Origin of the sequence: Chitinophaga sp. (assembly GCF_035538455.1) — a bacterium.
In the GTDB taxonomy this organism is placed as follows: Bacteria; Bacteroidota; Bacteroidia; order Chitinophagales; family Chitinophagaceae; genus Chitinophaga.
On record NZ_DATLKJ010000175.1, the window covers coordinates 38645 to 54078 of the forward strand.

Annotated in this window: 11 protein-coding genes; 2 read left to right on the forward strand and 9 right to left on the reverse strand. The window is 46.4% G+C overall.

Translation table 11 applies throughout. The features are described 5' to 3' along the window. Positions 1-52 precede the first annotated feature (52 nt). The 4 genes from VM802_RS20815 to VM802_RS20830 form a co-directional block, all read right to left on the reverse strand. Positions 53-1027, reverse strand: coding sequence for a gliding motility protein GldB-related protein (locus VM802_RS20815; RefSeq protein WP_325534141.1), 975 nt, complete (start codon positions 1025-1027; stop codon positions 53-55). A 97-nt stretch (positions 1028-1124) separates the two neighbouring features. After that, positions 1125-1724 (reverse strand): hypothetical protein, encoded by a 600-nt coding sequence (locus tag VM802_RS20820; protein WP_325534143.1) that lies wholly within the window; start codon positions 1722-1724, stop codon positions 1125-1127. Between the two features lie 29 nt (positions 1725-1753). Beyond that, entirely contained in the window at positions 1754-2308 is a 555-nt protein-coding gene (locus VM802_RS20825) for an RNA polymerase sigma factor (RefSeq protein ID WP_325534161.1), read from the reverse strand. Positions 2309-2350: 42 nt separating this feature from the next. Beyond that, positions 2351-3172 (reverse strand): hypothetical protein, encoded by an 822-nt coding sequence (locus VM802_RS20830; RefSeq protein ID WP_325534145.1) that lies wholly within the window; start codon positions 3170-3172, stop codon positions 2351-2353. A 198-nt stretch (positions 3173-3370) separates the two neighbouring features. On the opposite strand from VM802_RS20830, the gene VM802_RS20835 reads away from it, so the two are divergent. Then, entirely contained in the window at positions 3371-3814 is a 444-nt protein-coding gene (locus VM802_RS20835; protein WP_325534147.1) for a lipocalin-like domain-containing protein, read from the forward strand. Between the two features lie 79 nt (positions 3815-3893). Here the strand turns inward: VM802_RS20835 and VM802_RS20840 are convergent, their stop codons facing one another. Next, the gene (locus VM802_RS20840; protein ID WP_325534149.1) at positions 3894-7763 is read right to left on the reverse strand and encodes an HYR-like domain-containing protein; all 3870 of its coding nucleotides are present in this window, start codon (positions 7761-7763) and stop codon (positions 3894-3896) included. A 491-nt stretch (positions 7764-8254) separates the two neighbouring features. Between VM802_RS20840 and VM802_RS20845 the strand changes: the two genes are divergently transcribed. Next, positions 8255-8704, forward strand: coding sequence for a DinB family protein (locus tag VM802_RS20845; protein WP_325534151.1), 450 nt, complete (start codon positions 8255-8257; stop codon positions 8702-8704). A 176-nt stretch (positions 8705-8880) separates the two neighbouring features. On the opposite strand, the gene VM802_RS20850 is transcribed toward VM802_RS20845, so the two are convergent. The 4 genes from VM802_RS20850 to VM802_RS20865 all read right to left on the reverse strand — a co-directional run bounded on the left by VM802_RS20850 (position 8881) and on the right by VM802_RS20865 (position 15086). Further along, positions 8881-10311, reverse strand: coding sequence for a TolC family protein (locus VM802_RS20850; RefSeq protein WP_325534153.1), 1431 nt, complete (start codon positions 10309-10311; stop codon positions 8881-8883). Between the two features lie 5 nt (positions 10312-10316). Then, positions 10317-13508, reverse strand: a complete 3192-nt coding sequence (locus VM802_RS20855; RefSeq protein ID WP_325534155.1) for an efflux RND transporter permease subunit — start codon at positions 13506-13508, stop codon at positions 10317-10319. A 26-nt stretch (positions 13509-13534) separates the two neighbouring features. Next, on the reverse strand, positions 13535-14623 hold the full coding sequence (locus VM802_RS20860; RefSeq protein ID WP_325534157.1) for an efflux RND transporter periplasmic adaptor subunit: 1089 nt from the start codon (positions 14621-14623) through the stop codon (positions 13535-13537). 169 nt (positions 14624-14792) lie between these two features. Continuing rightward, complete coding sequence (locus VM802_RS20865; protein WP_325534159.1) at positions 14793-15086, reverse strand: hypothetical protein; 294 nt, start codon at positions 15084-15086, stop codon at positions 14793-14795. Positions 15087-15434 lie beyond the last annotated feature (348 nt).

The following is a 15434-nucleotide window of genomic DNA, read 5'->3' on the forward strand; positions in this document are numbered from 1 at the left end:
CAACATTAAAGCCGCATAAATGTCAACATTTATGCGGCTTTAATAATAGTTGTCAGTAGTATTTTGATTTCGCCAGGAACTGCATCACAACCGTCCTGTCGGAAAAATTAAGTCCTATGATCTCCCTGATGGCCTGGCGCTTGTTGCGGGCATGACGGTAATACGATTTACAGATAGTATAACCCATGAAATATCCCAGGTCTCCCATTGTCTTAGTAGTGGAGCCGTTGTATAACCAGTTGGAAAAATCTTCCCCCATCATTTCCTTTTTAAATTCTTGCTTCAGCGCCTCCTCATTCTTCCGGCCATAAATCAGATATGAATTGCTCAATAGTTGTTTGAGTACTATTTCTGTGATGAAATCACAGGCGCCTTCATGTATGCACCGCTCCAGCAGTATCTTCGCTTCTCCTTTCTGCTGCGTATGTACATACTCATGAATAACAACGGGAATAATATTATTTGAATCCTGTGGTTGAAAGAAATTCGCCAGTCTCTTATCCGGAAACTCCGATACATCTGTGTACTTGTTGCCCATGGCAATTTCAGAACCGATCAGTGCCATTGAATCCTTTACGGTACCGGCAGCGCGTATCGCCGTGATAGTGAAGTAGATCTTCGCAGGCCGCAACTCAGGGTACAAAGACCTGAATTCCCGGATATGCGCTTCAAAAGCGGCAGTCTTATCTTTTATTTCCAGCGTGTTACTTCTGATAGAGTACCAGAACTTAGGGTACTTACCAATACTTTCCACCAGCTTCGCAGCATCAAATCTTCTGAGCACCATAAATACCTTCAACCCTTCTGTTCCTTTGTCCGTATACAAAGACTTCATTATTTCAATCTGCTTGTCCTTCTCCTTTACGGTCTGAATACTATCAAAAGCCGTCCAGAAATTATCAATATCGCTGGTAAAAACGCTGGGACCACTTTGTCCGTGGACAATAAAGGGGCTTACCAGGAAATACATGCATGCAAAAAGATATACTGATAGTTTGGTGTGTGACCAGTTGGTTTTCCGTTCCATGAAGTTCGCAATGTTTGGTTGTGTTACAGTTTTTGATACAGGGAATAAGAAAGTAAAATAAAAAAAATCCGGTTATTCCCAGGATCTTTTTACATCATCAATCTTTTTTACCAGAAGAATCTTTCTGAACAGAAATTCTGTAATCATCGGCAGTAATACCTTTCACACCTCTGGTTTTTCTGACGGGAGGAGGAATATTGACAGAATCAATAACAGGCATGTACACCTTATGATGCGGCTTGACAAGAGAATCCACCTTAATCCATGGCAACATACGTTCAGCAGCGGAATCAGTTTCCGGCGCCACTGCAGACACAGCATCCTTCCCGGAGATGGTATCTGCCTTCACTTTGGGAGGTGCAATGGGTGGAGGCTTCATTTCAACAGGCTTTATGGTGGTATTACTATCTGCAGCCTGTACAGGCGCCTGGATAGCAGGTACTGCTTTCACAGGTGATACTTTCTCCGGAACCGGATGTTCGCGGTGTGTATACCACCACATACTGGCAGCTGCTGCTGTTACTGCAGCAAAGCCATACCAGCCTTTTCCATCATATTTAATAATATTCTCCTCTCCGGCTGTATTATCCGGATTATTGTCAGGAGTGTCTGCAACCGCATCCAACTGCATGTCAATACTGGCCCAGATACTGTCTGCCATGTCAGGCACAGGAATCTGATCCAGCTTTGCTGCCATTAATTTTTCGTATGGAGTGGTTGTATTCACTAATTTTTTATTGCTGTTATCTTTTGTTGAAGGATCTTTCTTGCTTCGCTGAGATGCCATTTGCTGGTACCTTCGCTGATACCCAGCTGCGCGGCTATCTCCTTGTGGGCATAGCCGTCAATGGCATACAATACAAATACAGCATGCGTCGCTGGCGGCAGTAGCCTTACCAGTTGCAGGATCGCAGCCGCATCTATTTTTTCGATAATGCTGTTATTAACAAACGGCTCCTCCGCTGTTTCCAGCTCCATCGTACTGAAGCGGCTGCGCTGTTTTATATGATCCAATGACTCATTGATAACGATCTTCTTCAACCAGCCATGGAAATTCCCTTTCGTTGCATCATAAGTATGTATGCTCCTGAACATCTTCACGAAAGCATGGCCCAGGATATCGCCGGCTTCGTGCTCATCTGCAGCATAGCGCATGGCAATGGCCATAGCAAAGCCGTAGAGCTGGCGGTATAGCTGCTCCTGCGCTTTCCTGCTGCCATTACGGCATTCAACGATAATATTACTTAAATCCTGTTCCAGTTGCTGATCGAACCATTTAATACTTTTACCTCATTTCCCCGTGGTCATGCCTCTTTGCCCCAATCACCACTTTGCGTCATGCACTTTTCTTGCGAAAAGGGCCGTTCCAATGGCGCTGACATTTAGCTTCTCTGCCGGTGTCAGCTCATTGTAGAACCAGATATTCCGGTCAATCATATCAACAATCGCAATCACTCCCTCACTTACGCTCAATTCATACCCCGACAACATCTTAATCGGCAGCATGCCTGTTTTGCCGTTAGACATTTCCGTTTTCCTGATGCTGACAGGCTTTATGAACACTGTATCTGTACCGTTGGTAGCCAGGCCGCTGTCTTCCTGCCTGATAAAGGTGAACGGGTTCTTATCCTTCTCAGCCTTCCGGTCGTAGATGTTCGTCATCATCAGCTCCCAGTTCTTGCTTTCCTGTGTAGTATCCACACTGATAAGAGCCGAGAAAACATATTCATAATGCTGTAACACCTCGAAACCACTAAAGATACTCTTACTCCCTGTCAATTCATAATCATGTTTGCGGGTAATTTGCCGCTCCGTCGCAAAAACCTGCACCGTATTCTTCCCGTCTGTCAGGGCATAACGGAACTTTGTCTTCTCATTCTCAACAACATCTGTCTTTGAGATGCCCACCTGGTTCAATAACAGGTTCTCCAGAAAGAAGGGATTTCCCCACCCCGGATACGAGACATGCACCCCCCTTTTAATTTTCGATGTGGTGAAATTGGCAAACGACATCCTGTTGCCCCTGGCTCCGTTCACATGCTGCATAGTAGCCTGCTGTTTGAATGCATCCGGTACCGCCAGTTTCATGGAAGTGCCACAGCTCATCAGGCAGGTTACGCCGAGTATCAATACTTTGTTTCTCATCTTAAATTATTACAATAATCGCTAATGTAAAAAATCTGCCGGTATTAAAACAGACCCGGTCTATACCGCAATACCTCGTTTTTCGGATAAAGGTTGGGGAGCTCCCAAAAAATATTTTTTTTGTCCTTTCCCCAACGCCTGAGGTTATTGGGAAGGTATTACTGTCAAACAACAGTTATACCCACTCAAACGAAATGTATGAAAACAAACACCACTAAATGGGCTTTAACAGCACTGATAGCATGCAGCATGCTTTTCTCCTGTAAAAAGGAAATGAGTACTCCATCCACCTGTGAGATCAGTATGAACGGGCTTTCCGGCTCCTATAAACTTACGTCACTACAATACCGGGCAAACGGAACAACCGCTCCGGTGGACTATCTCTCTTCCATGGAAGATTGTGAAAAAGATGATATACTGGTATTGAAGAACAATGGCATGTATGAATACAATGATCTTGGTACCGCCTGTAAAGACAGCGAGCCGGAACACGGCACCTGGACAGTGAAAGGTAATACCCTCAGTACTGATGGCACGCTGCACGGAACCATCAGCAGTTACGACTGTAAAACAATGGTTTACTATATAGATGATGCCATCGTGAAAGGTGACCGGATAATATTCACTATGACCAAACAATAAAGGAAAAATAAAGCCCCCCCCGCTCAAGGCGGAGGGGCCTACCCTTTAAATCACTGTTTATGAAAAAACAAGCCCCACTTTATTCCTTACCCGGGACTGCCTTGCCGGTTGCTATGTGGTTGCCTACGCTCAGCCTGTACAGTAGTGTAGACCTGTGAGCGTCTGGCACATTGAATTCCATGGTATGAACAGAACCTTTTTCAACCATTCCGTAGTTCAGCTGTCCAACCTGCTGTCCCATCATATTGTATACATCCAGCTTAACCTGTGCCTTTTCCGGAGCGGTGAACCGGAATATGAGCTTATCCCTGTATGGATTGGGGAATACGTCCACATTGAGGTTGGTACTTTCTGCAGCCGGGGCCTCCTTATAGTCAGGCGCTGTAACGGCAACAATGTTACCGTTGATATTTGTAACGCCGGAAGAACTGGTCCAGCGAACGGAGAATGCACATTTATCAAAGCCATTGTTGATCGCATCCACGGCATTGTTTACATCTGATACCGATACGCCGGTTACGGTTTGTCCTCCTAAGTATTTATTAGCCAGCTCATACAAGCCGGCAATGTTCGCTTTGCCAACAGACTTGAGATAATTCACCACGTTGATCGGGAGAACGTACCTGGTTACCATTCCGGATACGACCTTGCTGCCACATGCGGTAAGCTTGTCTGTATACAGCGTATCCCCTTCAATCGGCAGGTTACTGAGTGTTGGAGAAAGATAAGTATTGAAGAACAAGGTCATTGTCTGCGCGAGGAGCACATTATTGATCTTACCGGTGTTGCTGCCGGAAGCAGTAATCGGAACATTGTTCCAACTGGATGTTTTACCAAATGTTGCATAGCCTTTCAATGCTGCCGGGGTACCACCACCAGGCAACATCTTATAGATATTACCATTGGTGATGTCAGTCAGGAACAAGGTAAAGAACCTGGCGGTTGACTTCAGACCGAAGAAGACAGAATCTCCCGGTTGTGCATCCACCGCAGCAGTCATCATCTGTTTAGATGTGAGCGTTCTGCCATCAGGAGTACAGCCTTTACCACCAGTGTTGCCATAGAAACCCTGTGTATAGGTGCAGAAACTCTTACAACATGCCACCTGAATAGTCTGTGTTACCTGAGTACTGTTATTGCAGGCATCTGTAGCTGTCCACTTACGGGTGTAAGTGAACGGACAGTTTGTTTCATCTTTCGTATCTGCATATGTAACTTTCACGCTGCCGCCGCAATTATCTGTAAAAACAGGCGTACCGAATACAGGTGTCCCCCCGCAGGACAAGGTTACATTATCCGGTTTGAAAGTAGTCACTGGTGCTGTAACATCCTTGATATGGATTACCTGTATGACAGAATCTGCATTGCCACATGCATCAGTGAACACCCACTTCCTGGTGATGACAGAATCACAGGCATTACCGGAGCCCACAACGGTGTACACAGGCGGTATGTTGCCGGCACAATTGTCAGTGGCTGTTGGCGTTGGTAGTGCGGGTATATCTTTCAGACATTCTATACTGATAGATTTTTCAAAATCAGCAGTAATCACAGGTTTCACATCGTCATTCACATTAATCACCTGCATGATGGCATTGGATGTGTTACCACATGCATCGGTAGCCCACCACTTACGGGTCACATTGTATTTATTCGGACAGGTGCTGTCGGAAACCACCTGGCTGTAGTGAACCACCGGGGCTGCGTCACAATTGTCTGTTGCCTTAATATCAGCAACGGCCGGAATGTCGCCAGTGCATTTCACATTCAGGTTATCTGCAATACCGGAAAGTGCCGGTGCTATATCGTCCTTAATATGAATCCCCTGTGTTACAGAATCAGCATTACCACATGCATCAGTGAACACCCACTTCCTGGTGATGACAGAATCACAGGCAGTACCGGAGCCCACGACGGTATACGCAGGCGGTATGTTGGCAGCACAATTGTCAGTGGCTGTTGGCGTTGGTGGTGCGGGTATATCTTTCAGACATTCTATATTGATAGATTTTTCAAAATCAGCAATAATCACAGGTTTCACATCGTCATTCACAACAATCACCTGTGTCAGCGTATCTGAAGTATTGCCACAAACATCTGTAGCCCACCATTTGCGGGTCACCTTAAACTTGTTCACACACATACTGTCAGTCACGGTAGTGCTGCTTTCTATATTCAGTGTAGGCGCACAGTTATCCGTAGCCGTAATAGTTGGTGCAGCCGGTATATTGTTAGCGCAACTTACGGTAGCACCGGTTACATCCCCTGAAAGCACAGGCTTAATAGTATCTTTGATGAATGCCTGGAGATAACAGGTGTCTTTACGTTTACCATCAGTAGTCGATACAATCAGCTGTATCATATAACTGCCACACTTATTAGCTGCCTGTATCAATACTTTCTCCTTGTTGTTATCTCCGGTAATAGTTGCATCTCCGGTAACAGACCACAGATAAGAACCTACGGTTCCGGCGTCAGGACCCGCATACTCTCCCTGTGAACCCGGGCAAACCGGATTGGGTCCTGTGATGCCGCACGGAGGCTTTGGATGCTCTGTCACGGTGACCACTATAGTATCAACATCTTCACACTTGTTCCCATCCACCGCTTTTACGATAAACTGGAACACCCCCACAGACGATGGGATGAACTGCGGATTGAAGATATTCGGATCACTAAGCCCTGTAACCGGCGTCCAGCTGAAAGTATACGGTGCTGTGCCACCGGATGCAGATGCTGACAAATAAGCTGTATCCAGGTTTGTAATAGACTGGTCACTGCCTGCATCGACAATAACGTGGCTGATAACAACGGATGCTCCAGGGTTATTATGGCTGTTGATGTAACAGGTATCTTTCAACCCATCGCGGGTCACGATAAGCCGGAGATTGAAACTGCCCGGTGCGAAAGCTGTGCCGATAGGCACCACCTCAATAGTTCCCAGTGTAGGGTTCACTATTTTTGCATTGGCGGTATTAGCGCCGATGATGCTCCATAAATAAGTAAGCCCTGTAGGATCATCTACAGTAGACACATACACGAGCTTCGCTGTTTCTGCACAGGCATTGACCGGTCCTGTCACATTGCAGACAGGTGGTATAAATACAGCATCTGTTTTAAGTGATCTGTCCTGATTGCCGATGCTGACCGTATCTCCATTTATAATCCAGTTCTTGAGGCGCATATGATAAGGAGAGCCGTTGATGGCACTGGCAGAGCGGGACTCATTGGTGATGGGGTCTTTACCCCAATCAGTTACACTGGCAATATGTCCCCCCCAGGCAAGTACCACTGTCTCTTTCAGCGCTTTGAACGTAATATTAATCGTCGCTTCCGATTGTGCAGCATTGAGATCACCCGGCGCGCTATAGACCACGCTGAGCAAATCAGCATTGTAGCCGGTGAATAATTTTTCACTGGCAGGCAATGCGTTAAAGCTGGCGGTAGGTTGCCCGGCTACCGGCGATCCTGCGCTGGATGGCGCCGGTATTGGCTCCGCATCGGAAGAAGTAAAGTAAGCCGGCGGGAAACCTGTAATATCCAGTAAAGGATTAACGGTTTCAGCACCATGACCGAATACCGTATGTGGTTCCAGTCGTTGATAATGTGTAATATAATCCAGAGCATGCTTACTACCGTTCGTGATATCGCATCCTATTACAAGGGTGTAGGTTTGATTCACGATCAAACCTTTCAGTACAGCCCTGTATGGAACGGAATAGCCTTCCAGAAAATGCGCGGCATTCATGTTCAGATTTCCATTGACCCAGTCAACGGGGCTGGTAGGAGCCGTAGCCTGATTATTGGCTCCCTGGTCAAGGTTGGCGGATTGACCCAATGTCCGGAACGTTACGAACGTAAGTAAAAGCATAAGTAGTGCAATACGCTCAGAAAACCGGGGAGGCATCTTTCGGGGCATCTGCTTTTGAGGTAGATTTGTTGCATTCATAGAGAGATATTTTTTGATTATGTTGATGAATGCGCCATCCCACCACAGTACATGACATGATGTAATGTGTAACTAAGTAGGCGTAAAATTAGTGCTCCTGAAATAGTCGTTCAGGTAAGAAACAGAGGCGTAATTATTCCATTCACATGCAATGACACCAATTAATAAAAGATATTTTTAAATGCACAGGTAGAGGACCATTCTTAACGGCAATAAGAATCACAACATTTAAGGAGACGGCTAAAATTCGGGGTGGGGAGATTGGTATAGTGTATTAAATCCCGAACACTTATTTACATAGATCTTGGCTTGGCTCGATAATATTAAAGATAGTCCATTTTTTGTAATTATCATCAAGATTTACAGGTATTTTAATGCAATGGATTGAATTCAATTAAAGAATTCATTAATGCGATTAGACATTTCTAATGGCCGGAAATTATTTCTTCCTACTATCGATTTAGTATATTTAGAGGCAAAACTAAAATCCTATGTTAAGTCATGTACTGGCTGGTTTCTACGAAAGAGACCTCCGCAAACTGATGGAAGAGATCAACTCATTTCATGACGAAAACAATCTCTGGAAAACACAAGGCGCGGTAAAGAACGCTAGTGGCAATCTCGTATTACATATCATCGGAGGCACAAATTTTTTGATCGGAACTACACTGGCACAAACTGCATACGTCCGTAACCGTGACCAGGAGTTTATCCGGAAAGACGTGCCAAGAAAGGAGTTGACCGCTCAACTGGAAGACCTTATCGCTATGGTCACCCAAACTGTGAGTGCACTTACATCGGAAGACCTGGAAAAAGAGTTTCCTATATTCTTCGACAAGCCTGGTACGAGTGTCAGCTACGTATTAACACAGTTGTTGCTTCATCTAAACTATCACTTGGGGCAGGTAAACTATCTCCGCAGGGTCATTGAACAACACTGATGCTGTTTGTACAACCGGTAAAGTAGCATAACAGAACTTAACAACACCGGAATGTTCCCTGTCTGCAAATGGCTGTGCAGGATTAACAGCAACGGTATACGACGTGAAAGCGAACTGGTTTCATAAAAAAACAGCCCCCGCAAACGGGGGGCTGTTGATACCTATATCAGACTTTCTTAGTTCCATCCTCCACCCAATGCCTGGTAAATATTTACCACAGCATTCAACTGTTGTTTCCTGGTTTCGATCAGTTCAAATCTGGATTCCAGCGCATCGCGTTGTGTCAGCAATACTTCCATGTAATCCGCACGCGCAGACTTGAACAGGTCATTGGAAATAGTGATCGACTGTGTAAGCGCCTCCACCTGCTTCGATTTCAAATCATAGCTTTTCTCCAGGTTATTGATCTTCGCCAGTTGATTGGCTACTTCTACATATGCATTCAGGATAGTGCGTTCGTAATTGTATACCGCCTGTATCTGTTTTGCATTGGCGCTGTAGTAAGTGGCCTTTATCGCGTTTCTGTTGACCAGTGGTGCTACTAGCTCTCCCGCTACCGAATATAGCATCGATGCCGGCGTTCTGAGCAGATAGGAAGGGTTAAATGCCTGATACCCGATTCCCGCGGAAATACCTACTGAAGGATAAAACTGGGCCTTCGCCACTTTCACATCCAGCCGTGCCGCCGCCAGCGCCAGCTCCGCCTGCCTGATGTCAGGACGGTTAGCCAGCAGCTGCGAAGGGATACCGGCGTGAATAGTAGCAGGTATCATCTCATCAAAGCGTTGTCCATCCCGGGGAACAGGCTGCGGGTAACGAGCCAGCAAAAAGTTGATTCTGTTCTCCGTTTCCGTGATCTGCTGCTGGATGCCATACTGCAGGCTTTGGGTTTTGAGCACCTCCGCTTCAAATTTACGTACGGCCAGCTCCGTTACCCTCGTCGCTTCTTTCTGCAGCTTCACAATCTCAAGAACATTGTGCTGAATCTCCATATTCTTCTTTACAATATCCAGTTGATTATCCAGCGCCAACAGCTCGTAGTAGGAATTGGCAATTTCTGCAACCAGGTTGGTGATCACGAAATTCCGGCCTTCCACAGTCGCGAGATAGCGGGTCATGGCCGCTTTCGTAGCGTTGTGCAGCTTGTGCCATATATCCACTTCCCAATTGGCATATACCCCTAACTGGTAGTCTGGCAACGGGTCCGGCATTTCCTTACCGGGCTTGATCTCCGTGTTTTCCTCCATAGCGCCGATGTTCGTATACCTGGCCGCTTTATCGATACCGACACCGGCTTTTACACCAACAAAAGGTAAGTACTCTCCTTTCCTGGCCCTGGCCTCGTTCCTCGCAATCTCAATCTCCTGCAAGGTAATATTGAGTTCCTGGTTGTTCTTCAACGCGGTATCGATCAGCGCCACCAGGTAAGGATCGGTGAAATAGCTGTTCCACTTCACCTGAGCGGTATTCACCGTGTCCTGCGAATTGTTATAGCTGACGGGGACGTTCTTATTGACAATCCTGCTTTCCAGGCCCGGTACTTTACAGGCCGCATAGGCAATAGAAAGAAAAGCGATCCCTATATATTTATATTTTTTTCTTGACATCGTAATCAGTTTCCTGGGTTAAGGTTATCTTCTTCCATGATGATGATCTTGCGCTCAGTCAGCGGTTTCACATCCTCGTCCTTGATGAGCTTGCGCTTAGAAGCAATAGTGCCGAATATGTAATACAATCCCGGAATAAGAATTACACCGAAGAGCGTTCCTATCAACATACCGCCGAGCGAGGCCGCACCAATAGTACGGTTACCGATTGCGCCCGGGCCCGTAGCCACTACCAGTGGTATCAGACCCGCAATAAACGCAAGGGAAGTCATTAATATAGGGCGGAAACGTGTCTTCGCACCCTCTATTGCAGCCTCAAATACGGTGGCGCCTAAACGATGTTTCTGCGTGGCAAACTCCACTATCAGCACAGCGTTCTTACCCAGCAAACCGACCAGCATTATAAGCCCCACCTGCGCATAAATATCATTCGACAAGCCCATCACCTTCAGCAACAGGAATGATCCGAATACGCCGGCCGGCAGTGAAAGTACTACCGCCAATGGCAGCACGAAACTCTCATACTGAGCCGCCAGAATCAGGTAAACAAAGAACAATACAATCAGGAAGATGTAGAGCGCCTCATTACCACGCCCCGCTTCATCTTTTGAAAGCCCTTCCCAGTCTATACCATAGCCATGAGGCAATGTTTTGGCTGCCACCTCCTGAATGATTTTGATGGCTTCACCGCTACTATACCCTGCCGCAGGCTCACCGCGGATAGCAGATGAATTGTACATATTATACCTGGTGATCTCATTCAGGCCATGTGTTTTCTTGATGCTCATGAAAGCGGAATAAGGCACCATTTCATCCCGGCTGTTCTTCACGTACAGGTTCATCAGGTCATCCGGCAACCGCCTGTATTCCGGCGCCGCCTGTACATATACTTTGAAGAAGTTGCCGAAGCGGATGAACCCCAGTTCATAAGTACTGCCAATCAGGATAGACAGGTTATCCATCGCTTTACCGATAGAAACCCCTTTCTGCATAGCCGCCTGGTTATCGATCTGCAACTCATATTGCGGATAATTGGCACTATAGAAAGTGAACAGGCCGGTCAGCTCTTTCCTTTTCCGCAATGCCTCCATAAAGTCATCGTTCACCTTTTCCATCTCCTTGTAATCATCACTGTTGGTCTTATCCAGCAAACGCAGGGAGAAACCGCCTGCTGCACCGTAACCAGGTACCGCTGGAGGTCCGAAGAATTCAATGGTTGCACCAGGAATATCGTGGCACTTTTCCTCCAGCTCTGCTATGATCTGGTTAACAGAATGCTTGCGCTCTGACCAGCCTTTGAGATTGATCAGACAAGTGCCGGCGTTAGAACCACGGCCTTCTGTCAGTACCTCGTAACCCGCCAGTGCAGACACCGACTGAATACCCTCCACATGTTCCGCGATCTCCTGTACCTTCCGTGCCAGATCATTTGTTCTTTCGAGTGTAGAACCCGGGGGTGTCTGGATGATGGCATAGATCATCCCCTGGTCTTCACTGGGAATGAAGCCGGATGGCAGTGATTTACCAACACCGAATATGCCGAACCCGAATGCCAGCAGGATACCGAAAGTGATCACCCTCCGGTTCACGATCTTTTCCATCAGACGTGTATACCTGCCCGTTAGTTTCTCAAATCCTTTGTTGAAAACATCCAGCGCCCTGTCGATAGGCGTCTTCTTTTTCGGTTGTCCATGGTTGTTCTTCAGCAGGATGGCACAGAGCACTGGCGTCAGTGTGAGCGCTACGATACCGGAAAGCACAATGGAGGTTGCCATCGTGATAGAAAACTGCCGGTAGAATATACCCACAGGCCCCGACATGAAAGCCACCGGCACAAATACCGCCGCCATCACAAACGTAATAGCCACAATAGCCCCGCTGATTTCGTACAGCACTTTTTTAGTAGCCGCATAGGGAGAAAGATGTTCCTCCTCCATTTTGGCATGCACCGCCTCAATCACAACAATCGCATTATCCACCACAATACCGATTGCCAGCACCAGCGCAAATAACGTGATGAGGTTAATGGTGAGACCAAATACCTGCATAAAGAAGAAGGCCCCTACCAATGACACCGGAACGGCCAGTGTAGGAATCAAGGTAGAACGCCAGTCACCCAGGAACAGGAATACCACAATAGCCACCAGCACAAAGGCCTCGCCCAGTGTATGCAACACTTTTTCTATAGACGCGTCCAGGAAGCTGGATACGTCATAGCTGATCTCATAATCCATCCCCGGCGGGAAAGAGCCCTTCAGTTCCTCCAGCTTGGCCTTCACCTCCTTGATTACTTCACTCGCGTTACTGCCGTAAGTCTGCTTCAATACAATCGCCGCAGAAGGATGATTGTTCAGGTTGGAATAAATATCATAAAACTCACTGCCCAGTTCCACATCTGCAATGTCTTTCAGGCGCAGCAGCTCACCGCTCGGGTTAGCTTTGATGATGACATCTTTATACTGCTCCGGCTGATTATATCGTCCCTGGTAGGTAAGCACGTACTCAAGTGCTTCCGAACGTTTGCCATCACTTCGGCCAAGCCTTCCGGGTGAACCGATCACGCTCTGGCTTCCCAGCGCCGCCATTACTTCGTCTGTTGATATGTTGTACGCCCTCATCCTGTCTGGCTTCAGCCAGATACGCATGGCATACTGGCGGCTACCCAATATCTGGGCGTTACCAATACCTTTCACACGGCTCAGCTCACGCAGGATGTTAACGTTGGAAAAATTGTACAGAAAATTCTCATCTGCTTTGGGATCTTTACTGTATACGTTTACATACATCAGCATGTTGGGCTGCAGGATGTTCACTACAATCCCTTCGCGCTGTACCAGCTCCGGCAAACGGTTCGTTACCTGCTCAATGCGGTTCTTTACGTTTACCACCGCCTGATTGGGGTCAGTGCCCAGATCAAAAACCACCTGTATGTTTGCTTCACCGGCGCTGGTTGCATCGGAAGTCATGTACTTCATTCCCGGTACACCGTTCACGGATTTCTCCAATGGAATAAGCACCGACTTCACCAGTACATCTGCACTGGCACCCGGATATGCCACACTCACAATTACCCTGGGAGGCGCTATAGAAGGGAATTGTGAGGTAGGAAGTGTATTAATAGCCAGTATGCCCATGAAGATAATGACAAGGGATATCACTATCGCAAAGACCGGCCTTTTCATAAATATATTGAACATGTCTCTTGCTTTTTTGGATGTTTACATTATTCCGTTGGTAACTTTAACTGAGCGATCACCTTAGCCGGTTCCTCATAGTCAAAGGTGATCTTATCATTGTCTTTCACCTTACGTAAACCTTCCAGCAATATCCGGTCGTTTTCAGCCAGACCATCCTTCACCACGTACAAGTCGGGCATTTCGGCGCTGATGGTAATGGGTTTCATCCGTACTATATTATTTTTATCCACCACAAAAACATACTTCTTGTCCATCACCTCCATCGTCGCTTTCTGCGGAATGATCAGCGCATTCTTCAGTTGCATGTCCATCAATATGCTGCCGGTTTCTCCGTGTCTCAGCAGCTTGTCAGGATTGGGGAATGTAGCCCTGAATGCGATGTTACCGGTCTCATTGTTGAATTCGCCTTCAATAGTCTCCACCACGCCGGGATATTTGAATACCTGTTTATTAGCCATCAGCAGGTTTACCTTCATCTCTCCTTTTGATTTTACGCTGGCTTCATAATCCAGGTACTCAGGTTCGGAAACATTGAAGTAGACCCACATGCGGCTGTTGTCTGACAATGTAGTGAGGAGGTCCCCGTCTCCGACAAGGCTTCCCTGCTTCAGATTGAGGCGATTGATGATGCCGTCGAAAGGCGCCCTGATTTCTGTAAACGCCAGGTGAGTTTTAGCGAGCGATAACTCTGCCTTAGCCTTTTGCAGTTTGGCATTAGCCAGTGCCAGTTCATTTTTCGACACAATATTTTTATCGGCCAGCGTCTGCGTATTCTGCAATTCAATTTCCGCAGCTTTGGTTTCCGCTTCTGCTTTCGCCTGTTCGGCCTCATACAACTTAGGCATGATGCTGAATAACAGCTGTCCCGTTTTCACAGGCCGGCCTTCATCTACAGCTACCTGCTGCAGGTAACCCTTTTCCTGGGCTCTCAGCTCAATGTTACGGATGGAACGTATCTGACACACGTACTCCCTGGTAACAACCGTATCCATTTTCAACGGACTGGTAACAAGGAATTTTGTGGTTGCTGAGTTTTCTTCTCCTTTTGATGATTTGCAGCTCGTATGGCACAGCAAGGCACACAAGCCCGCGAGCATGATGATGATTCGTCTCATAATATATTATGCTTAATTCAGGTTACGTTGAACATTCTTTGTGATAGGTGCATGACTATCCTGACTCCATAGCAACGCTATGCAGGCAAACCTGTTAAATACCTTGTCAGGAAATAAATTAAGTACAGTCAGGCCATTGGCCCGTTACAGAATAGAGGGAATAGTGGAATCAAATCCTGATCACACGGTGCACGATAAACATATCTACATCCGCGTAGGAAAAATGCGTGGAGTAAGGAAGATCGATGTTGTGAAAATCGGTGTTACAACATCCTCGTTCGGGGGCATAAAAAAGGGTAATAAGGTTCATACCGGTTTCCAGGAGCTTCCTGAAAGATACCGGGTCTTCGTCTTCTTCGATTTCCGTTGCTTTTATCTTCTCACCAGCTTTCCGCTTATTGGAGGAAGGAGCTTTACCGACAAATGCATGGCTGCTTTGGGCAGCTGAAAACTCCGCGTGCACCGAATTTCCGACAATCCGTCTTATGGCATGATTGACACTGTTTCCGTGTGCGTGCGCATATCCCTTCAATAAAAGAAAAAAACATAATGATAGAAGATATCCTATTATTAGTCTCATCATTTGAACCCCAAAATAATATCAAACAAACAAAAGTTGCAAATTAAATTTCCTTTAAAATCAAATCAAAGCACATAAAATTATACAGCAACCATCGTCACTTATTAATATCATTCCCGCCTCAGACGTTTTTAATACGCTTATTAGAGAATATCTATATTTTGATGTTTGGGTTGTTTGTTAAGTTTCTTTTTATACTTTTATGCAAACGATTGCAAATATAGACACGGA